The 23270-nt window shown below is 73.7% G+C and carries 3 protein-coding genes (1 of these 3 running past the window's edge); all 3 read left to right on the top strand.

Features of this window, described 5'->3' with window-relative positions; genetic code table 11:
- Positions 1-6709, top strand: the end of a protein-coding gene (locus tag RZR99_RS27135) for an SDR family NAD(P)-dependent oxidoreductase (RefSeq protein WP_323122869.1). Its footprint begins 12212 nt before the window's first position; 6709 of the gene's 18921 nt are visible here — the last part of the coding sequence; its start codon lies off the left edge, out of view; it ends in the stop codon at positions 6707-6709.
- Positions 6693-14162 carry a beta-ketoacyl synthase N-terminal-like domain-containing protein gene (locus RZR99_RS27130; RefSeq protein ID WP_323122868.1) on the top strand — a complete coding sequence of 2490 codons (7470 nt, stop codon included), beginning with the start codon at positions 6693-6695 and terminating at the stop codon, positions 14160-14162. The genes RZR99_RS27135 and RZR99_RS27130 overlap by 17 nt, the downstream gene beginning before the upstream one ends.
- Positions 14159-23270: beta-ketoacyl synthase N-terminal-like domain-containing protein (locus RZR99_RS27125; RefSeq protein WP_323122867.1), on the top strand; the 9112-nt coding region annotated here is incomplete at its 3' end. The genes RZR99_RS27130 and RZR99_RS27125, both read left to right, overlap by 4 nt.

The following is a 23270-nucleotide window of genomic DNA, read 5'->3' as shown; positions in this document are numbered from 1 at the left end:
CGCGCCCTCGCTCGACGCCGCCGCGCTGCACGAGATCTCCCGCGCGGCCGACGATCCGTCGCGTCGCGCCGTCTGGCTGGATGGCCGGCGCCGGCGCCTGGCCGACTGGCGCCGCCTCGATGCCGCACCGGCGCGGCCGGCCTGGCGCGACGGCGGCGTCTACCTGGTGACGGGCGGTGCAGGCAGCATCGGCCGCCTGCTCGCGCGGGACATCCTGGCGGCCGCGCCGGCCGCACGTGTGGTGCTGAGCGGCCGCTCGGCGGCGGATGCCGCGCTCGCGGCGCCGGGCGCGCGCGTCGAATACCGGCAGGCGGACGTATCGCATCCCGAGCAGGCACGCGCGCTGGTCGAGGCGATTCTCGCCGCGCACGGCCGGCTCGACGGGGTGATTCACAGCGCCGGGCTGGCCGAGGACAACTTCGTGATCAACAAGGCGCCCGACGAACTGCAGCGCGTGTTCGCGCCGAAGGTGCGCGGCGTGGCGGCGCTCGACCTGGCCACGCGCGATCTCGCGCTCGACCTGTTCGTGCTGTGCGCCTCGGCCAGCGGCGTGACGGGCAATGTCGGCCAGGCCGACTACGCCGCCGCCAATGCCTACCTCGACGGTTTCGCGCATGCGCGCAACGCGCTGGTGGCGCGCGGCGCGCGGCGCGGCCAGACGCTGGCGGTCGACTGGTCGCTGTGGGCCGACGGCGGCATGCGCCCCGATCCGCAGACCGAGGCGCGGCTGGCGAGCGAACTCGGCGTGCGGCCGCTCGCGACCGACACGGCGCTGGCCGCCTTGCATCTGGGCTTGCGCGAGGGCGTCACGCAGATGCTGGTCGCCGAGGGAGATCCGTCGCTGGCGCTGGCGCGCTTCGGGCTGGCCGCTGCGGCTGGCGGCGCCGCCACGCACGCGCCGAAGGGCTCGCCGGCGGCGCTGCCCGCCGCCGCCAGCCTGGCGGACACGTCGCGCGCCGCGGCCGCGCCGGCCGATCTGCTCGGCGCGACGATCGATTACTTCAAGCAATTGCTGGCCGACGTGTTCGGTCTGCCGCCGTATCGCATCCATGGCCACGAGGCGCTCGAGCGCTACGGTATCGATTCGGTAATGGTGGTGCGGCTCACCAGCAAGCTCGAGGCCGTATTCGGGCCCTTGTCGAAGACCTTGTTCTTCGAATACCGCACGCTCGGCGCGCTGTGCGCCTATTTCGTCGCGCAGCACGGGCCGCGTCTCACCGCGTTGCTGGGCGATCTCAAGGGCGATATCGAGCCCGCGGCCGGGCCGGCAGCGCCGGCCGAGCCCGCCGCCATCGGGCGGGCGGACTCGGCCGCTGCGGCCGGCGCCTACGCGATCGTCGGACTGGCCGGTCGTTATCCGCAGGCGCCCGAGCTCGACACGTTCTGGGCCAACCTGCGCGCGGGCCGCGACAGCATCACCGAGATTCCGCGCGAGCGCTGGAACCACGATCCTTATTTCGCGCCCGGCGCCTTCCAGGCGGGCAAGACCAATGGCCGCTGGGGTGGCTTCATCGACGGCGTCGACCAGTTCGACACCGTGTTCTTCCAGATCTCGCCGCGCGAGGCCGAGGTGCTCGATCCGCAGGAGCGGCTGTTCCTGCAGACGGCCTGGCACGCGCTCGAGGATGCCGGCTACACGCGCGCCTCGATCGCGGCCGCCTCGCGTCGCGCCATGACGCGGCGCGGCATCGATGCCGGGGCCTTCGAGGGGGCGGCGGTGGGCGTGTTCGTCGGCGCGATGTACAACGAGTACCAGCTCTACGGCGCCGAGCAGACCGCGCTCGGCCGGCCGCTGGCGATTCCCGGCAACGTCGCCTCGATCGCGAATCGGGTGTCGTACTTCTGCGATTTCCAGGGGCCGAGCCTGACGCTCGACACCATGTGCTCGTCCTCGCTGAGCGCGATCCACCTGGCCTGCCAGAGCATCGCGGCCGGCGAGTGCGCGTTCGCGATCGCGGGCGGCGTGAATGTCAGCGTGCATCCGAACAAGTACCTGGTGCTCGGCCAGGGCCGCTTCCTCGCCGAGGACGGCCGCTGCCGCAGCTTTGGCGAGGGCGGCAGCGGCTACGTGCCGGGCGAGGGCGTCGGCGCGGTGCTGATCCGGCCGCTGGCCGACGCGCTGGCCGACGGCGACGCGATCCACGCCGTGATCGCCGGTTCCGCGCTGAACCACGGCGGCAAGACCAACGGCTATTCAGTGCCCAATCCGAATGCCCAGGCCGCGCTGATCGGCGATGCGCTGCGCCGCGCGGCGGTCGCGCCCGAGGCGATCGGTTATGTCGAGGCGCACGGCACCGGCACCGCGCTCGGCGATCCGATCGAGATCGCCGGTCTCACGCGCGCCTTCGCGGGCCGCGGCAGCGAGGCGCGCTGCCCGATCGGCTCGGTCAAGTCGAACATCGGGCACGCGGAAAGCGCGGCCGGTATCGCGGGCCTGTCGAAGATCGTGCTGCAGATGCGGCACCGCACGTTGGCGCCGTCGCTGCATGCCGCCAGCCTCAATCCGAACATCGATTTCTCGCGCACCCCGTTCGTGGTGCAGCGCGAGGCCGCCGACTGGCCGGCCCTGGCCGGTGGCGCCCGGGTCGCGGCGATTTCGTCGTTCGGCGCGGGCGGCTCGAACGCGCACCTGATCGTGCGCGAGCATGTCGAGCCGCCGGCGAGCGGCGCGCCGGCGAGCGCGGGCGGGACCGCTACGCGCTGGCTGGTGCCGCTCTCGGCGCGCACCGGCAGGCAGTTGCTGGAGAAGATCGAGCAGTTGATCGCCATGCTCGAGGCCGCGAGCGCGATGCCGCCGGAGCTGGCCGGTATCGCCCACACGCTGCAGGTCGGGCGCGAGGCGATGCGCGAGCGGCTGGCCTTCGCGGCCGCCTCGCCCGAGCAGCTGCTGCGGCGGCTGCGCGCGGCCCGCGACGGCTGGGCCCGCATCGAGGCCGAGCTGGCCGCGCTCGGCGCCGGCGCCGTGCTGGCCTCGCGCGTGACGGGCGAGGCCACCGTGCTGTATCGCGCCAAGGCGTCGGCCGAGGCGGCCGGCATGGCCGACATGCTCGATATGGCGGACCACGACGCGGTGGCGCGGGCCTGGGTCGCCGGCGCCGGGATCGACTGGGAGCGCGATCGCGCCGGCCCCGCGCCGCGCCGCGTGCGCCTGCCGCTCTATCCGTTCGCCCGCGAGCGCTACTGGGCACCGGTCGAGACGCAGTCGCTGATCGCCGCATCCGCCGCCATCGCGGGCGGACGCGCCGATGCCGAGGCGGGCGGCGTTGCCGCGCCCGACGCCTGCTCGCAGGCCGAGGCCGGCACCGCGCTGCTGGTGCCGGGCTGGCGCGCGGCCGCGCGGCCCGCGCCGGACACGGCGGCGGCCGTCGCCGGCGGGGCGCTGCTGATCCTCGCCACGCCGGCCACGCTCGAACTGGCGCGCCGCTTGTTCGCGCGCTCCGGCACGGCCGTCGATCGCCTGCTGCTGCATGGCGACGGTGCCGCCGAGGCCGGCGCGCTCGAGATCGATCTCGAGCGCGCCGACAGCGGGCGCGCGGCCTGGCAAGCCGTGTCGGCGCGGCTCGCGGGGGCGCCGCTCGGTCTGATCGACCTGAGCGGGCTCGATCCCGAGCGGGCCGGGCCGGCCGCGCCCGAACTCGGCAAGCTCGCGCTGCTGCAAGGCCTGCTGGCCGCGCATCGCGGGCAGCGTCCCGCGCTGCTGCAGATCACGCGGGGCCTGGCCGGCTGGCCCGGCGCCGCGACCCTGCACGGCGCGCGCGCGGCGGGGCTGTACCGGATGCTGTCGGCCGAATACCGCTCCGTGCGTTCCGGCACGCTCGATCTCGACGCCGCCCCGGCATCGATCGAGACGCTGGTCGAGCGGATCGAACAGGAGTTCCTGGCAGGCCCGGTTCCGGCCTGCTGCTATCGCGACGGCGAGCGTTTCGAGCCCGCGCTCGAGCGACTCGAACGGGCCGCCGGCGCGGGCACGCCGTATCGCGCCGACGAGGTCGTGCTGGTGACGGGCGGCACCGGCGGGATCGGCGCCGCGCTGGTCGAGCATCTGGCCGCCTCGGGCGTGCGCGCGATCGGCATCGTCGGCCGCGAGAGGCTGCCGGCGCCGGCCGACTGGCCGGCCCGGATTGCCGCCGGCACCGCGGGCGGCCTGTCCGCGCGCACGCTCGACAAGCTGACGCGCCTGCAGGCGCTGGTCGCGCGCGGCGTGCGCGTCGCTTATGCCGCCTGCGCGCTCGATGGCGAGACGGAGGTGCGGGCCGCGCACGACAGGCTCGCGGCCGAGCTCGGCGCGTTCAGCGGCGTGTTCCATTGCGCCGGCCTGACCGGCGCCGATCCGGCCTTTCTCAGGCAGCCGGCCGAACAGATCGCGGCGGTCTGTGCGCCGAAGATGGCCGGCCTCGCCGCCCTGCACGGCAGCGTCGCCGGCCCGCGTCTGCGCTTTTTCCTGGCGTTCTCGTCGGTCTCGGCCCTGGTGCCTCGGCTGGCGGCCGGGCAGGCCGATTACGCGATGGCCAATGCCTACATGGATGCCTACGCACGCGCCAGCCACGCGCGCGGCGATACGCGCCTGCGTTCGCTGCAATGGCCGGCCTGGGGCGAAACCGGGATGGCGGTGGGCACCTCGATGCCGGCCTTCGGCCGCAGCGGATTGAAGCCGATCCCGACCGCCGCCGGCCTCGCGCTGGTCGATCGCTGCGTGGCCGAGGCCTTGCGCGGCGAAGGGCCGGCCGTGCTGCTGCCGTGCTGTATCGACGCGGATTTCGACGCGTCGGCGCTGCTCGCGCCGCTGCCCGAGGAAAGCCGGCCGGTGCAGGCCGCGCCGGCCGCCGCCGTGGCTACCGCCGCTACCGTCGCCTCTACCGCCGCCGAACCGGCGGCGTCGCGCGAGCACCTGCTGGGGGCGACCCTGGACTGGCTGCGCACGATGCTGATCGACGAGCTCAAGTTCACGGCCGAGCAGGTGGCCGATCCCGATGCTCCGTTCTCGGACTACGGCATCGAATCGGTGATGGTGCTGCAGCTGGTCAGCCGCATGAGCGAGCTGACGGGCGCCCGGCTCGATCCCTCGGTGATGCTCGAGCACACCACGCTCGGCGCGCTCGGCGCTCATCTGCTCGCCGGACACGCGCCCGCGTTGGCGAGCCGCTTCGGCGCCGCGCCCGACGCGCGGCAGGATGGCGCCCCGGCAGGCGATGCCGGCGGCGACGGCGGGGCCGACCAGGGCGGCCTCGCGGTGCCGGCTGCCGCGGCAACGCCCGCGCCCGCCGCCATGCCCACCGCGCCCACCGCGCCCACGGGGCGCGACGACATCGCGATCGTCGGCCTCGCGGTGCGCCTGCCCGGCGCGGCCGATCTCGACGCCTTCTGGCAGTTGCAGACCAGCGGCGGCGTCGCGATCACGCCGATGCGCGACGCGCGCTGGCCGACCGGCGAGGCGCCGGTCCACGCCGGCTGGCTCGACGACATCGACGCTTTCGACGCCGCCCATTTCGGGCTGCACGCGTCGGACGTGGCGGTGATGGACCCGCAGGCGCGGCTGATGCTCGAGGAGAGCCTGCATGCGTTCTGCGATGCGGGTTATGCCGCCAAGGAGCTGTCCGGGCGGGCGGTGGGCGTTTATGTCGGCGGCCGCCTGCAGGTGGTCGCCGATGCGCCGGGCCTGGCGGCCGCCGCGCATCCGATCCTCGGCGTCGGCCAGAACTACCTGGCGAGCAATATCTCGCGCGCCTTCAACCTGAGCGGGCCGAGCCTGGTGGTCGATACCGCCTGCTCGTCAGGGCTGACCGCGCTGTCGCTGGCCTCCGACGCGTTGCGCGGCGGGCGCATCGAGATGGCGCTGGTCGGTGCCACCAGCCTGCTGGGCAACTCGCAGGCGCACGACCTGTTCGCCGCGCGCAATATCCTGAGCCCCGACGGCGTGTTCCGCATCTTCGAGCGCGACGCCGCCGGCGACGTGCTCGGCGAGGGCGTGGTGGCGGTGGTCTGCAAGACGCTCGAGCGCGCACGCGCCGACGGCGACCGCATCCTGGCGGTGCTCGGCGCGCTCGCGGTCAACAACGACGGCCGCACGCTCGGCCCCGGTTCGCCGAGCCTGAACGCGCAGCGCGAGGTGATGCGCCGGGCGCTCGACGCGGCGGGCCGGCGTGTCGAGGAGATCGGCTACATCGAAGTGAACGGCGGTGGTTCGGCGGTGGTCGACGCGGTCGAGATCAAGGCGCTGTCGCAGGTCTACCGGCTCGACGACACCACCCTGGCGCCGTGTTCGCTCGGCTCGCTCAAGCCGAGCGTCGGCCACCTGCTGCTCAGTTCGGGCCTGGCCGGCTTCGCGCGCTGCCTGCTGAGCGTCGCGCGCGGCGAGATCGCGCCGAGCCGCTGCGCCACCGCGCCGTTCGATCACTACGACTTCGGCGCCTCGCGCGCGCGCTTCGATCGCGCGCCGCGCGCCTGGGCCGGCAGCGCGGCGGCGCCGCGCGTGGCCGCGCAGAGCTGCTTTCCCGACGGCGGCACGAACTGCCATGCGATCGTCGAGCAGTTCGTGCCCGACGCGGCCTACGTGCAGCGCCGCCAGCCGTTGCCTTTGCCGGTCCTGCAGCGCCGCCGCTACGCGCGCAGCGCACCGACGGCGCCCGTCGCCGCGGCTTCGCGCGCCGCGGCCGCCGTTCTTTCACAGATTCAGTCGAGCTGGGGCATGATTCATGAAAAAAGCATTTGATCTCGTCATCGACGCGTCGCATCCGGTGGTTGCCTCGCATCGGGTTCACGGCCAGCGCGTGCTGCCGGGACTCGCCTATATCGACCTGCTGAGCACGGTCGCCAGCCAGGGATGGCAGCGCGATCGCTTCGCGACGACGCTGCGCGATCTAGTCATCTACCGCCCGCTGGTGGTGCCCGACGGCGGCGCGCTGGCGCTGACGATCGGCATGCGCGCGCTGGCGGACGGCATCCACGCGATCGAGGTGGCGCCGGCCGACGCGCCCGGCGATCCCTACTGCGCGGCCGAACTGCATCCGGCGGTGGCGCACGAGCCCGATCTCGACGCCGCGCTGCTGGCCTCCGCGCCGCTGGAGCGCGTCGAGCTGGCGGCGATCTACGAGCGCGCCCGCCGCCGCGGCCTGGTGCACGACGCGCTGATGCGCGCCGAAGGCGAGCTGCGCCGGCATGAATGGGGCTGCCTGATCGAGCTGCGGGTGCCCGAGGCCTATCGCGCGGCGCTGCCGGGCACGCATTTCCATCCGACGCTGATCGACGGCGCGGCGGTGGCGTCCTCGGCGCTCGAGGCGGCGCTGGCGAGCACCGGGCACGAAGCCGGCGACGACGCGGCGCTCTATCTGCCGCTGCATTACGGCTGCTTCCGCGCGCGCGCCGCGCTCGACGGTGCCTGCCTGGCGCGCGTGCGTCTCGAGCGTATTGCGCTGGCCAACGACATCCGCAAGCTCGACATCGAGTTCTACGACGCGCAAGGCCGTTGGCTGGCCACGCTCGGCGAACTGACGGGCAAGCGCGTGCGCGCCTGGCCGGATGCCGGGGCCCCGCGCGCGAGCTTGTTCGATGCCGTGCCGGCCGCGCCCGCGGTCCCGCCCGCGGCCGCTCCGGTTGCCGTGCCCGGCCCGGCGCGTCTCGATATGCCGGCCGTCGAACGCGAGCTGCGCGAGGTGTTCGCCGCCCAACTCGGCGTCGAGCCGGCCGCGCTCGACGTACGTCGCGGCTTCTTCGACATGGGGCTCAGTTCCCTGCAGATGCTGACGATCCTCAAGGACATCGAGCAGCGCCTGTCGCGCCGCCTGAACCCGACGCTGCTGTTCGAATACAACACGGTCGAGCAGTTGATCGAGCATCTGCGCGACAGCGCGCCGGCCGCGTCCGCGGCCACGCCGACCACGCCGACCACGCCGACCACGCCGACCACGCCGACCACGCCGACCACGCCGGGCACCGAGGCGCGCGCCGAAGCCGCTGTCGCCCCCGAGGCCCCGTCCGCCGAGGCGCGCCCGCCCGCGCGCTATCGCTTCGCGGCGTCGGAGCCGCAACTGGCCGACCATCTGGTCGACGGCAAGCCGGCCCTGATGGGCATCGTGCATCCTTGCCTGGTCCTGCATGCCCGTGCCGGGCGCGGCGAGGCCTGGCCGCTGGCGCTGAGCGAGGTGCGTTTCAGCGGCGGCCCCTTGCGGCTCGACGCCGGGCAGCAGGTGGAACTCGAGGTGCGCCTGGAGGCGGCCGCCGCACGATTCTCGGTGCGGCATCGCGTCGGCGGCGAGGCCGACTGGCGCACCGCTTGCGAAGGCGAGTGCGTGGCGGCCCCGGCATCCGAGCCCGCCGCGCTCGACTGGGCGGCGCTGCGTGCCGGCGCGCGCGAGCTGTCGCGCGAGGCGATCGAGCGTTGGTACGAGACCGTGCCCGCGTTCACGATCGGCCCGGCGCTGCGCTCGATCCGCCGCGCCTTCGCGCTGGCCGACGGGCGCGTCGCCTGCGAGGTCGATCTCGAGGGCAAGCGCCATGCGCTCGATCTGCCGCTCGATCCGCTGCTGCTGAACGCCTGCTACCAGGTCGATCCCGACGGCAGCGCCGAGCCCGGCGCGCCGCGGCCGGCCGCGGGCGAGGCGCCGACCTTCGTGCCGCTGCTGATCGAGCGCCTGACGCTGTGGCAGCCGATGACGGCGCGCGCGATCGTTCTCACGCGCGCGCGCCGCGTCAATGCCGGCTTCCTGACGCTCGACGCCGAGATCTACGACGAACAACTGCGCTGCGTGGCATCGCTGGCGAACGCCTCCCTGCGCCAGCTCGCGGCCGCGGACGGCGCCGCCCGGCCGGATGCCGGCCTGCGCGCGCGCGATCGGCGAGACGAGCCGGGCGAGCCGGATCGACACGGCGAGGCGATCGCGGTGGTCGGCATGGCCGGGCGCTTTCCGCAATCGCGCGATCTCGACGCGTTCTGGGACAACCTGCGCGAAGGTCGCGACTGCATCACCGAGATCCCGGCCGAGCGCTGGGACTGGCGCGATTACTATCGTCCGGGCCGCGAGCCCGGCACGATCTCGAGCAAGTGGGGCGGCTTCATCGACAAGGCCGACGCTTTCGATCCGCTGTTCTTCCAGATCTCGCCGCGCGAGGCCGAGATCATGGATCCGCTCGAACGGCTGTTCGTCCAGCACTGCTGGCACGCCATGGAGGATGCCGGCTACACCCGCGAGGCGCTGCGCGCGCGGGGCGGTGCCGACGGCCGGGTCGGCATCTGGGCCGGGGTGATGGGCCAGGAGTATCCGCTGTTCGCGCTCGACGCGCCCGAGCGCATGGGGCTGGGCGGGGGCACTTCGTCGGTGGCCACGCGCCTGTCCTATGTCTGCGATTTCAGCGGCCCCGCGATGGCGGTCGACACCATGTGCTCGAGCTCGCTGGTGGCGCTCGGCATGGCCTGCGACGCGCTGGCCGCCGGCGCGGTGGACGCGGCCTTCGCCGGCGGCGTGAACCTGAGCCTGCATCCGGGCAAGTACCTGATGCTCTCGCGCGGACAGTTCATCTCCTCGAAGGGGCATTGCGAGAGCTTCGGCGAGGGCGGCGACGGCTACATTCCCGGCGAGGGCGTCGGCGTGCTGATGCTCAAGCGGCTGGCCGACGCGCAGCGCGACGGCGACATGATCCACGGCGTGATCCGCGCCGTGGCGGTCAATCACGGCGGCCGGGCCAGCGGCTACACGGTGCCGAATCCCGCCGCGCAGGCGCGCGTGATCCGCGCCGCGATCGAGCGGGCCGGCGTGGCGGCCGCCGAGATCGGCTATGTCGAGGCGCATGGCACCGGCACCCGGCTCGGCGATCCGGTCGAGATCGCCGGGCTCGCGCGCGCCTTCGGCGCCGAGGGCGCGGGCGCGCTGCCCGCCGGCAGTTGCCGGATCGGTTCGGTGAAGTCGAACATCGGCCACTGCGAGGGCGCGGCCGGCGTGGCGGGCGTCATCAAGGTGCTGCTGCAGATGCGCCATCGCACCATCGTGCCCTCGCTGTATTCGCGCGTGCTCAATCCCGCGATCGATTTCGCGGCCACGCCCTTCGTGGTCAACCAGGCGGCAACGCCGTGGCCCGAGCAGGGCCCCGACGGCGAGCCGCTGCCGCGCATCGCCGGCATCAGCAGCTTCGGCGCCGGCGGCGTCAACGCCCACGCGATCGTCGAGGCCTACGCGATGCCGGCCGACGCGCCGCCGCCGGACACCGAAGGCGGCTGGCTGATCCTGCTGTCGGCGCGTGAGCGCACGCGCCTGCCGTTGATGGCGGCGAACCTGCTGGCGGCGATCGAGCGGCGTGGCCTCGAGGCGGCGCTACTGCCGCGCATCGCCTACACGCTGCAGGTCGGGCGCGAGGCGATGGAGCACCGCGCGGCCTGCGTGGTGCGCTCGCTCGACGAGCTGAAGGCGCGGCTGGGCGCGTTTCCGGCCGAAGGGCAGGGCGGCGGCTGGCGGGTCGGCGCGGCCAGCGCGCATCGCGATGCCGGCGCGCTTTATGCCGACGGCGATGCGCGCGCGCTGCTCGATACCTGGCTCGACAAGGGCCGGCTGGACGTGCTCGCGCAGGTCTGGACGATGGGCGTGGAGCCCGACTGGCGACGCCTGTACCGACCGCAGGCCGGGTTCGCGACGCCGCCGCGGCGGCTGTCCCTGCCGGTCTATCCGTTCCGCGACGACCGCTATTGGATCGCGAGCGCCGGCAAGCCGGCCCATGCCGCGGCGTGGAACGGGGCGCGGCCCGCGGCCACCGTCGCCGCCACGGCGGCCGCCGAGGACACGCGCCAAGCCGGCCTGTTCGCGCTCGATTGGCAGCCGTATGAGCGCATCGCCGCGGCAGCCGTGCCCGATCGCGAAGGATTCCTGCTGATCCTGGGCACCGCAGCAACGCGCGCGCTGGCGGAACGCATCGCCGCCTTGCGTCCCGGCGCGCGGCTCGCCGAGATCGACCGGCTGGCCGACGATCTCGAGTGGCTGTGCCGCCCGGAGCAGGGCCGCCCACTCGCTCACGTGCTCGACCTGAGCGCGCTCGACGCCGCGCACACGCGGCGCCAGGCGAGCGAGGTGACGCGCTGGCTGCCCGGCCTGCAGCGGCTGGTCGAGCAGGTGCGCCAGGGCGGCACGCGCCTGCTTGGCGTCACGCGCGGTCTGGAAAGCGCGGTGCGCGCCGAGCTGGCCGGCGCCACGCCGCACGCTGCGCTGAACGCCTGCCTGTACCGCTCGCTCGGTTTCGAGTACCCGCGCCTGTCCAGCGCGCATCTCGACATCGATCTGCCCGATCATGCGGTCGAACTGCCGCATCGCCTGCTCGAGCTGTTGGAAGCGCCCGCTTCGGCGCCGCGCCTACTCCTGCGTGACGGGCGCTACCAGGTGCCGCGACTCGTGCCGTTGGCGGCGCCGAGCGCGGCGCCCAGCGCGTTCGCCGAGGGGCAGGCGCTGTGGATCACCGGCGGCACGCGTGGGCTCGGCCTGCTCTGCGCGCGACATGCGGTGGCGCGCCACGGCGTGCGCAAGCTCGCGCTGAGCGGCCGGGCACGCCTGCCCGAGGCGTCGCGCTGGTCGGCGATCCTGGCCGATCCCGCGGTGCCCGGCGTCGATCGCGCGCTGCGCGAGAAAATCGCCGCGCTCGATGCGCTGCGCCGCCAGGGCGTGCAGATCCTCACGCTCGACGTCGATATGACCGATGCCGCGGCGATGGACCAGGCCCATGCGACGATCCTGCGCGAACTCGGGCCGATCGGCGGCGTGATCCATTGCGCGGGGCTCGGCGACGCGAACCCGGCCTGGATCCGCAAGGACCCGCTCGACGTGAGCGCGGTGCTGGCGCCCAAGACCGGCGGCCTGGACAACCTCTGCCGCGTGCTGCGCGAGCAGCCGCCGGCCCGCTTCATCGTCTATTCCTCGGTGTGCGCGGCGCTGCCGAACCTGGCGGCCGGGCAGATCGACTACGCGATGGCCAACGCCTACATGGACGCGCTGGCGGAGCACGCGCCCGCCTTGCGCATGGTCAGCCTGCAGTGGCCGAGCTGGATCGAGACCGGCATGGGCGCCATGGAGACCGCGGTCTACCGCGCGAGCGGGCTGCTCGGCCTGAACGATCGCGACGGCCTCGCCTTGCTCGACCACGCCTTGTCGGTGGCGGGGCCGGCGGTGCTGATGCCGGCGCTGGTCGATCCGGCGCGCTGGAACGGCGCCCTGCCGGCACCGGCCGCTTCCGTCGATGCGGCTGGTTCAGCCGCGCAAGCATCCGCGCCCGCCGCGAAGGCGGAGCCGAGGCCGGCGCCGGCCGTCGCGCGCCCGGCGCCCGGCACGGCCGCCGGCGATCTGGCGGCGCGTACCCGTGACTGGCTCGGCGGGCTGTTCATGGCCGAACTGAAGATCGGCGCCGGCGATTTCGATGCGGGGAACGATTTCGCGAACTATGGGCTCGACTCGATCCTGATGGCGCAGATCCTGCGCACCATCAAGGTCGCCCTGGACGTGGATCTGTCTCCCTCGCTGATCCTGGAGCATCCGAATCTCGCGGCCTTGAGCACCTGGCTGGTGACGCACGAGGCGGCGGCGCTCGATGCCTGGTTCGCCGCGCAGGGCAGCGCGATGCCGCCCGAAGTCGCGCCTGCCGTCGAGCGGGAGAGGCCGGAGCCGGCGGCACCCGAGGTAGCGCGCCCGGCCGCGCCCGCCGACGAGCCGCCCGCCGCTGCCGCGCCTGGGTTCTCCCCGCGGGCGACGGCAGCGCGCGATGCGGCGTTGCCGCGTACCGCGCCGGACCAGGAGATCGTGGTGGTCGGCATGTCGGCGCGCTTCCCGGGCGCGCCGGATCTCGCCGCCTACTGGCGATTGCTGCGGGAGGGACGCAGCGCCTTCACGCGCGTCGCGGCCGGGTCCGGCGGCGGCCGCGAACGTCATGTCGGCACGCTCGATCACGGCGGCCGTTTCGCGCGCAAGGCCTTCCACCTGCCGTTGGCCGATTTCGACGCGATGGACCCGCAGGCGCTGGCGGTGCTGGAGGCCTGCCTGAGCCTGTTCGCGCACGCCGGCTATCGTCCCGAGGACGTGAAGGGCAGCGCGACCGGGGTGTTCCTGGGCGGTCGCGCGCGCGCCGCGCTCGATCCCGAGGCGCTGCGCGAGGCGCGCAACCCGATCGTGGTGGCGGGCCAGAACTATCTCGCCGCCAATGTCTCGCACTTCTTCGACCTGAGCGGCCCGAGCCTGGTGATCGACGCGGCTTGTTCCTCGGCCCTGGTCGGCATGCACCTGGCCGCGCAGGCGCTGCGCGGCGGCGAGATCGAGGCGGCCCTGGTGGGCGGCGTCCATCTGCACGACGCCGAGCGCACGCATGCGATCTTCGAGCAGCGCGGCCTGCTCAGCGCCGGCGGCAGTTTCCACCTGTTCGACGAGCGCGCCGACGGGCTGATCCTGTCCGAAGGCGTCGGCCTAGTGCTGCTGAAGACGGCCGCGCAAGCGCGCCGCGACGGCGACACCGTCTATGCCCGGATCGCCGCGCTGTCGTGCAACAACGACGGCCGCACGGCCGGGCCGGCCACCCCGAACCTGGAGCGCCAGACCCAGCTGATGCGCCGCGCGCTGGCGCAGTCGGGCCTCGACGCCGCCCAGGTCGGCTATATCGAGACCAACGGCTCCGGCTCGAAGATCACCGACCTGCTGGAGCTCAAGGCCATCGACGCCGTGTACGGCGGCCGTGGACGCGCACCCTGCGCGCTCGGCTCGATCAAGCCGAACCTGGGCCATCCGCTTTGCGCCGAAGGCATCGCCAGCTTCATCAAGGCCGTGCTGATGCTGCATCACGGCCGCCAGGTGCCGTTCCTGTCGGGGCAGCAGCCGCTGCGCCATTTCGACCTCGCGGCGACGCCGTTCCACTTCCCGCGCGACACCGCCGCCCTGTCCGACACGCAGGCAGTCGCGCTCAACTGTTTCGCCGACGGCGGCACCAACGCTCACGCGATCCTATGCCGCGCGCCGGCCGCCGCCGAAGCGCCGCGCCGCGTGCCGCTCGCGCCGCCGGAACTCGAGCGCGAGACTCAGGCGCGCCGCGCGGCACCGGCGCCGGTGCCCGCCTCAATTCCTCCGCTCGCGCGACCCGCGCCGCAGGTGCCGGCCGATGCCGCCGTCGCCATGCCCGCCAGCGCGGCCACCATGATTTGGGAGCAGTATCAATGACCGTACCGATCGCCGAACGCACCCTGACGCTATCGTCCCGCAATCCCGTTGTCGGCGCGCACCGGGTCTACGGCAACCCGGTGCTGCCGGGCATGGCCTACCTCGACCTGATCCATCAGATCTGCGCCGCGCACGGCCTCGATTTCCGTAGCCACGCGCTGGAGCGCCTGCGCATCCATCGGCCGCTGGTGGTGGCCGACGCGGTGCACGGCGCGACCGTGCGCGTGCGCATGTTCCGCCCCGACGCGAGCCGCTACGCGATCGTGATCGACGACGCGGCGACCGCCGCCGATGACGGCCGCGCCTATGCCAGCGCCGAACTCGTACAGCGCGACGCGCTGCCGGACGGCGCGAACGCGCTGGCGCTGGCGCCGCTCGGCGAGCCCGCCGCCGATGCGCGCCGCAGCGAGATGGCGGCGCTGTACGCGCGCTGCCGCGACACGGGGCTGGTCCACGACGCCTATCTGCGCGCGCACGGCGAGATCAGCGTCGACGCCGACGCGCTGCTCGCGCGGCTCGAACTCGATGCGGCCGCGCGGCCCGATGCCTCGCGCTTCATGCTGCACCCGACGCTGCTCGATGCGGCCGCGATCGCCTCGCGCGCCGCGGCCGATCAGACGACGGGCGCGGACGATCTCTACCTGCCGCTGGTGATCGAGTCCTTCGTCGCCGACGCGCCGCTCGGCGAGGCCTGCGTGGTGCGCATCCCGCGCGACGCGGTGGCGGTGCGCGGCGAGATCGTCACCATGACGCTCGAGTTCTTTTCCCCCGAGGGCGCTCCGCTGGCCCGCATGCGCGGCTTCACGGCCAAGCGCGTGCGCGATCCGCATGCCTTCCCGCCGCGCGCCGGCCAGGACGCGGACCCTGCACCGGCGGCCATCGCCACCGCTGCCGCCGCGCAGCAGGCTGCACCGCGCGCGAGCGGGCACGACGAGAGCGGGCCGGCCGGTGCGCCTAGCGAGGTGGTCGCGCGGCTGCGCGCAATGATCGCGCAGAAGCTGCGGGTCGAACTCGACGAGGTCGCGCTGGACAAGGGCTATTACGAACTCGGGCTCGAATCGGTCGATCTGCTCGACCTGGTGGCCGCGGCGAGCCGCCTGCTCGGCACCGAGCTGTCGCCGACCCTGATGTTCGAGTATCCGACGCTCGGCGAGCTCGACGACTACGCGCGGCGCGAGTTCGGCGCCGGCACGGGCGGCGCGCCGGCATCGCCGGCAGGCGCGGCGCGGCCGGCCGCGCCCGCGTCCGCGCGCGGCTACCGCTTCGTCGCGGAGGAAGCGTTCCTGCAGGACCACCTGGTGCTGGGCAAGCCCGCGCTGATGGGGGTCACGCATCCCTGCGCGGCGCTCGACGCACTGGCCGCGGACGACCCGGCCGCGTTTCCGCTGCGGCTCTCGCAGGTGCGGCTCGAAGGCGGCCCGATCACGCTCGAGCCGGGCGAGGGTGTCGAGCTGAGCGTGCTCACGTCGGGCACCGAGGCCGCCGCGCATGCCTTCGAGGTCCGCTTCGCGCGCGACGGACAGACGGAGCCGCAGCTGTGCTGTCGCGGCGAGTTCGTCCGGGGCGCGGCATTCGAACCCGCGCGTCACGATCCGAGCGCGCTGCTGGCGGGCTTGACGCGGCTGTCGAGCGCCGCGATCGATGCCTGGTACGCGCGTATCCCGGCCTTCTCGGTGGGCCCGATGCTGCGCACCGTGCGCGAGGCCTGGCACGGCGCCGACGGCCTGCTGGTGAGCCGCGTGGCGCTCGGCGCCGGCCCGCGCGCCGGCGGCCGCGAACGCTACGTGTTCGATCCGCTGCTGCTCAACAGCTGCTTTTTCGTCGCGCCGGCCGACCAGGCCGAGGCTCCCGCGCCGATGTTCGTGCCGCTGATGGTGGAGCGCATCGAGCTGGCGCGGGCGCTGCCCGACGAGGTGCTGCTGGTGAACCGGCTGCGTACCCGGCGCGACGACTACCTCGCCTTCGACGTGGAGATCCTCGCGCTCGACGGCGAGCGGCTGGGCCGCATCGTCAACGCCTCGATCCGCGCGGTGGCCGATCCCGATGCGTTCGCCAACGCGCGCTTCGGCGCGCCGGCCGCCGTGCCGCCGCCGGCCGCGCGGCGGGAGCTGCCGCGCGAGGCCGCCGGGGTTCGCCATGACGAGCCGATCGCCATCATCGGCGTGGCGGGCCGCTATCCGGGCGCGGCCACGCTGGAGCAGTTCTGGCGCAACCTGGCCGGCGGCACCGACAGCGTGATCGAGATCCCGGCCGAGCGCTGGGATCACGCGCGCCATTTCGATCCGGACAAGGATGCGCCGGGCAAGACCTACAGCAAGTGGGGCGGCTTCATCGACGATGTCGACCGCTTCGACCCGTACTACTTCGGCATCACCCCGCGCGAAGCCGAGCTGATGGATCCGCAGGAGCGCTTGTTCCTGCAATGCGCCACCCATGCGATCGAGGATGCCGGCTACACCCGCGAGGGGCTCGCGCGCTGCGCACCGGCACAGGACGGCAAGAGCGCGTCGGTGGGCGTCTATGTGGGCGTGATGTACCAGGAATACCAGCTGTACGGCGCCGAGCGCCTAGCCGGGGGCGATCCGGTCGCACTGTCGGGCAGCGCGGCCACCATCGCCAACCGGGTGTCCTACTTCGGCAATTTCAGCGGTCCGAGCCTGGCGATCGACACCATGTGCTCGTCCTCGCTGACGGCCCTGTCGCTGGCCTGCCGCGCGCTGGAGCGCGGCGATTGCGGGGTGGCCCTGGTCGGCGGGGTGAACCTGTCGCTGCATCCGAACAAGTACCTGATGCTCGCGCAGGGCCGCTTCGCCTCGAGCCGCGGACGCTGCGAGGCCTTCGGCAAGGGCGGCGACGGCTACGTGCCGGGCGAAGGGGTGGGCGCGGTGCTGCTCAAGCCGCTGGCGCGGGCGCTGGCCGACGGCGATACGGTGCATGCCGTGGTGCGTGCCGCCGAGGTCAACCACGGCGGCCGCTCGGCCGGATATTCGGTGCCGGGCGTGCGCGCCCAGGCCGCGGTGGTGGCGCAGGCCTATCGCCGCGGCGGCGTCGATCCGCGCCGGGTGGCTTATATCGAGGCGCACGGCACCGGCACCTCGCTCGGCGATCCGATCGAGATCGCCGCGCTCTCGAGCGTGTTCGGCGCCTCGGGCGACACCGGGTTCTGTGCGATCGGCTCGGTGAAATCGAACATCGGCCACGCCGAGAGCGCGGCCGGCGTGGCGGGCCTGACCAAGCTGCTGCTGCAGCTGCGGCATCGCCAGTTGGCGCCCTCGCTGCACGCCGAGGAAACCAATCCCGCGATCCCGTTCGAGCGCTCGCCCTTCGTCGTGCAGCGCGGGCTGGCCGACTGGCCCGCGCCGCGCGATGGCGGGCCGCGCCTGGCGGGGCTGTCCTCGTTCGGCGCGGGCGGCTCGAATGCGCATGTGGTGATCGAGGAGGCGCCTGCGCCCGCGCCGCGCGGCGCGGCGCCGCGCGAGGCGGTGGCGGTGCCGCTGTCGGCGGGCAGCTGGCCGCAGTTGCGGGATCTGTCGCGCGCGCTGGCGCTGCGTCTGGCCGGCTGGCTCGACGAGACGCCCGCGAATGCCGGCGACGAGGCGCGCGGCTGGCGGCTCGTCGACACCGCCTTCACGCTGCAGACCGGGCGCGATACGCAGCGCTACCGGCTCGGCATCGTGGCGGATTCGCTCGAGAGGCTGGTCGAGCGGCTCAATGCATTCGCCGCGCTCGACGGCTTCGAGGACGCCGCGCTGGCGCCGCTGGCCGCCCAGGGGATTCACGCCGGCGACGCGCGGCGCGGCGGCGGCCTGGGCGAACTGGCGGCCGCCGACGTGGCCCTGCTGGTGGGCAGCTGGCTCGACGAGGGGCGCACGGCCGAGTTGCTGCGTTTCTGGTGCCGCGGCGGCGCACTCGACTGGCGCCGCGTGCAGGCCGGCCGGGCCGGCGGCTTGGCGGCGGCCCGGCGCGTGAGCCTGCCCGGTTATCCGTTCGTGAGGGAGCGTTACTGGGTGCCGGCGCCGCGTGCCGGCCGCCCGGCCGGGCCGGAGGCGGTCGGGCTCGCCGGCGCGCCGCGCGCCGCGGTGGATGACGGCCGCGGTCCAATGAACGCGACGATGGACGCGACGGCCGCGGCCGACGGCGCGGGCCCGGCGGCATCCACACCGGCACGCGGCGCGCCGCGCGGTACCGCGTTCGCGTTGCTGGCGGCGGCGCTCGGCGAGATCAGCGGGTTCCCGGCCGAGCGTATCGATCCCGAGGCCGATTTCGAGGCGCTCGGCCTGGACTCCGTGATGATCACGCGGCTGAACCAGCGCATCGCGCAATGGACCGGCGAGATCGACGCGGCCCTGCTCTACAAGTACAAGTCGCTCGACACCCTGGCCGCCCATCTCGACACGCGGCTCGTCGCGCCGACGGAACCGGCGCCGGTGCCGGTGCCGGACGCGCGCGTCGCACCGTCTCTGCCGGCCGACCCGATCGCCGCGGCCACCCCGGCGGCTCCGGGCGCCCCGGCCGCCGACCCGATCGACGACGCGATCGCGATCGTGGGCATCAGCGGCCGCTACCCGCAGGCGGACACGCTCGATGCGTTCTGGGCGAATCTTGTGGCCGGCGTCGACTGCGTGAGCGAAATCCCGCGCGAACGCTTCGACTACCGCGAGATCTACCGCCCGGGCGAAAAGGGCCGCACCGATTCGATCTACTGCAAGTGGGGCGGCTTCTTGAGCGACGTCGCGCAGTTCGATGCGCCGTTCTTCAATCTGACGGCCCAGGACGCGGCGCTCACCGATCCGCAGGAGCGCCTGTTCCTCGAGGCGGCCTGGCGCTGTCTGGAGGGCGCCGGCTATCTCGGCCCACGTTGGCAGCAGGTGCCGCGCGAGATCGGCGTATTCGCCGGCGTGAGCTTCAACAACTACCAATTGATCGGCGCCGACGCGTTGGCCGAGCGCGCGCCTTTTTATCCGGCCGGCTCGCAGACCTTCTCGGTGGCCAACCGCGTGTCGTTTTTCTTCAATTTCACGGGCCCGAGCATCGCCATCGATACCGCGTGCTCGTCCTCGCTGTACGCGCTGCATCTGGCCTGCGAGAGCCTGCGGCGCGGCGAGGCGCAGGCCGCGCTGGCCGGCGGCGTGAACCTGACGCTGCATCCGAGCAAGTACCTGACGCTGTGTGCCTCGAGCTTCGCGGCCAGCGACGGGCGCTGCCACGCCTTCGCCTCGGGCGGCGACGGTTACGTGCCGGGCGAGGGCGTCGGCGTGGTGCTGCTCAAGCGTCACGCCGACGCGGTGCGCGACGGCGACCCGGTGCTGGCGCTGATTCGCGGCACCGGCGTCAGCCACGACGGCAAGACACAGGGTTTCACGGTACCGAACCCGGTCAGCCAGACCAAGGCGATCCGCGCCGCGCTGGCGCGATCCGCGGTCGAGGCGGACTCCATCGGTTATATCGAGGCGCATGGCACCGGCACCGCGCTCGGCGATCCGATCGAGATCCAGGGCCTGGCCGACGCTTATCCCGTGCGGCCCGGCGCGCCGCGCGCGCTCGGCTCGGTGAAGGCCAGCATCGGCCATGGGGAAGCCGCGGCCGGCATCGCGCAGCTCACCAAGACGGTGCTGCAGCTGAGGCACGGCACGATTGCGCCGACGCTGCTGCACGGCCCGCTGAATCCCGACATCGGCTTCGCCAGGGTGGGCTTCGAGGTGCCCACGCAAGCCGTGCCGTGGCCCGTGCTCGAGCGCGCCGGCCGGGTGCTGCCGCGGCGCGCCGGCATCAGCTCCTTCGGCGCGGGCGGCGTGAACGTTCATGTGATCGTCGAGGAGGCGCCGCTCGCCGCGTCGGCGGGCGAGTCGAGCGCCGGCTCCGTCGCGGGCGCGGGCCGGCGCGGCGCGGTGCTGCCGCTTTCCGCGCCCAGCGCCGCGCAGCTTCACGCCGCGGTGCGCGAGCTGGCCGATTGCCTGGCGGGCGAGGCGGGCGGGGCCTGGCCGATCGAGGTGCTGGCCTTCACGCTGCAGCACCGGCGACCGGCCTTCCGGCAGCGGCTCGCGCTGGTGGCGAGCGATACCGCCGACGCGCTGCGCCAGCTGCGCGACTGGCTGGCCCGGCCCGACGCGGCTGGCGGGGAGGGCCCGTATCGCGGCGACAGCCTCGACGGGCCGGGTGCCGGCCTGGCCGCGCCCGATCCGGACGATCTGCCGGGCAGCGCCCGCGCCTGGGCGGCCGGTGCGCGCTTCGACTGGCCGGGCGCGGCCGCCGCCGGGGTTCTGCCGGCGGGGCCGTGGGTGCCGTTGCCCGGCGTGCCGCTGGCGCCGAAACGGCATTGGATCGCCGACCTGCTGAAGCCGGCGGCGATGTCGGCACCGCCCCAGGCCGCATCGCCCGCGTCGGGCCATTCGCACGATGCGCGCGATGCGCACGCGTCGCTCGACGGCTGGCTGATGGAAACGGTCTGGGAGCCCGTGACGGATGTCGCGCGGGAGCCGGTGCCGCAGCGCATCGCCTTATGGTGCGATGACGCGCGCACGCTGCGGCGCTGGTCGCAGGCCTGGTCGCGGCCGATGCTGCTTGTCGAGCCGCAGCCCGACGGTGGATTCGGCGAGGCGCTGTCGCGGCAGTTCGAATCGGACGCCGCCGACTGCTTCGTCTTCGTGCAGGCCCATGCACGCCTGTCCGATCGCGACGCCGTGCTCGACGGCGCCGCCTTCCAGGCCACGCTGGCCGCGCGCGCCGCGCGCCTGGTCGAATGGGTCGCGCGCGCGATCGACGCGGCGGCTCATCGCAAGGGCCTGCGCCTGGCACTCGTGAACCTGAGCGACCAAGGGGAGATCGATCCGATCCAGGAAACCCTGTCGAAGTACTTCAGCTTCCTGCGTTTCGAGGTCCCGGAGCTGGCCAGCATCGTGATCGACGTCGATGCGCTCGATGCCCGTTCGCTGGCGCGCGTCGGCGCCGAACTGCACGCCTCGCAGGCCGACACGCGGGTGCGCTGGATCGAGGGCGAGCGGCGCTGCGCGCGGCTCAGGCCGCTGGCGGCGGACCGTCATGCGGCGCGCGGCTTCGACCCGTCCGGCACGATGGTCGTGACGGGCGGTTTCGGAGGCATCGGTTTCGCGGTGCTCGGCGGCCTGATCGAGCGCGGCGTGCGTTCGCTGATCGTGATCGGCCGCAAGCCCGATACCGCCGCGCTGCGGCATCCCGAGCTGGCCGAGCCGACCACGATTCGCGCCTGGGCGGACCATCTCGCGCGCACGCGCGGCGTTTCGCTGCACTACCTGCAGTCGTCGCTGGACGACGAAGCCACGCTGGCGCGCGCCCTCGACGCGCTGCGTCCGCGCCTGGCCGAGCCGATCCGCGGCGTGTTCCACCTCGCGGGCGTGAGCACCGATGCGATTCCGGTCCGCCAGACCCGCGCGGCGACCCTGCTCGAGGTCGCCGGGCCGAAGCTGGTGGGCGCCTATCTGCTCGATCGGCTCACGGCCGGCGACGAGCTGCGCTATTTCTTCCTGTTCTCCTCGATTTCGTCGGTGGACGGCATGCAGGGCAACGGGCTGAGCGCCTACGGCGCGGCCAATGCCGGGCTGCTCGCGCTGGCGGCCGCGCGGCGCGCCGCCGGCCGTCCCGCGCAGGCCGTGCAGTGGACCGACTGGGACGGCGCGGGCATGGCGGTGGCCCACAATCACCGCGCCTTCTTCGACGCGCTCGGCATGTCGATGCTCACGCCCGAGCAGGGCGTGCGGCTGCTGGAGCGGATCGCGGCGGCCGACATCGGCGAGGCGATCGTGTTCGATGCCGACTGGCGCAAGTACGCGAGCGTGAATCGCGCCGTGCAGCTGCTGCCGGTGTTCGCGCACTATGCCCACCACGCTCGGCCGACGGGCGCGCCCGGTGCGCCCCTCGCGCCGGCCGGCGGTGCCGCGTCGGCCGGCGACAGCGTCGCGCTGCTGATCGCGGAACTCGGCGCGCTGCTGGGCCAGGACGACCTGCATCCTGACCAGAGCTTCGCCGACGTCGGCCTGAATTCGATCAATTCGCTGGCCTTCTTCTCGGGCCTGTCGGAACGGCTCGCCTTCGAGATCCTGCCTTCGGCGATCTTCCGCCATCCGACCATCCGCGAACTGGCGGCCTTCATCGATGCCCGGCGTGGCGCGGCGCCGGCCACGGCCGTGCGCGAGACGCCGCGCGCGGCGGCCCCGGCCCTGGCCACGGCGGCTGCCGGCGCGGCGCCGATCGCGATCGTCGGGATGGCGGGGCAGTTCCCGCAGGCCGAGGACCTGCCGGCCTTCTGGGCCCGGCTGCTGAACGGCGAGGACGGCATCACGCACTATCCCGCCGCGCGCGGCGCGCTGCTCGGCGCGGCCGACGAGGACTTCGCCGCGCTTCATGGCGGCTACCTCGACGACATCGACCTGTTCGATCCCGCCGCTTTCCATATCTCGCCGCGCGAGGCACGGCTGATGGATCCCCAGCAGCGGCTGCTGATGCTCAACGCCCATCGCGCGATCGCCGACGCGGGCATCCGCGGCGAGGCGGGTTTCGCCCGCACCGGCGTGTTCATCGCGCAATACGCGAGCCAGTACATGCGCTTCGCCAACGACTACCAGCGCGACAACGCACTGTTCATCGCGACCGGCAATGCCGGCTCGATCGCCGCGAACCGCCTCTCGTACCACTACGGCTTCGAGGGGCCGAGCATGGTGCTCGACACGGCCTGCTCGTCCACCCTGGTCGCGCTCGACATCGCTTGCCAGTATCTGCGCAGCGGCCAGATCGATCAGGCGCTGGTGGGCGGCGTGAGCCTCAACCTCGATCCGCGCCAGACGCGCCTGCTGCAGGACGCGGGCATGCTGTCGCCGACCGGGCGCTGCCATACCTTCGATGCGGGCGCGGACGGCTACGTGCCCGGCGAGGGAGCGGCGATGATCGTGCTGCGGCGGCTGGATGACGCGCGTGCGCACCGCGAGCGCGATCCCGGCCGCCGCATCTACGCGGTGGTGGCCGGCTCGGCCGTCAACCAGGACGGCCGGAGCAACGGCATGACCGCGCCGAACGGGCTCGCGCAGGAGGCGGTGATCCGCGCCGCCTTCGAGCGCGCCGGGCTGGCGCCTTCGCGGG

Source organism: Burkholderia alba, assembly GCF_034721475.1.
In the GTDB taxonomy this organism is placed as follows: domain Bacteria; phylum Pseudomonadota; class Gammaproteobacteria; order Burkholderiales; family Burkholderiaceae; genus Burkholderia; species Burkholderia alba.
Note: the sequence above shows the minus strand (reverse complement) of the source record. Positions and strands in the feature narration are given on the sequence as shown.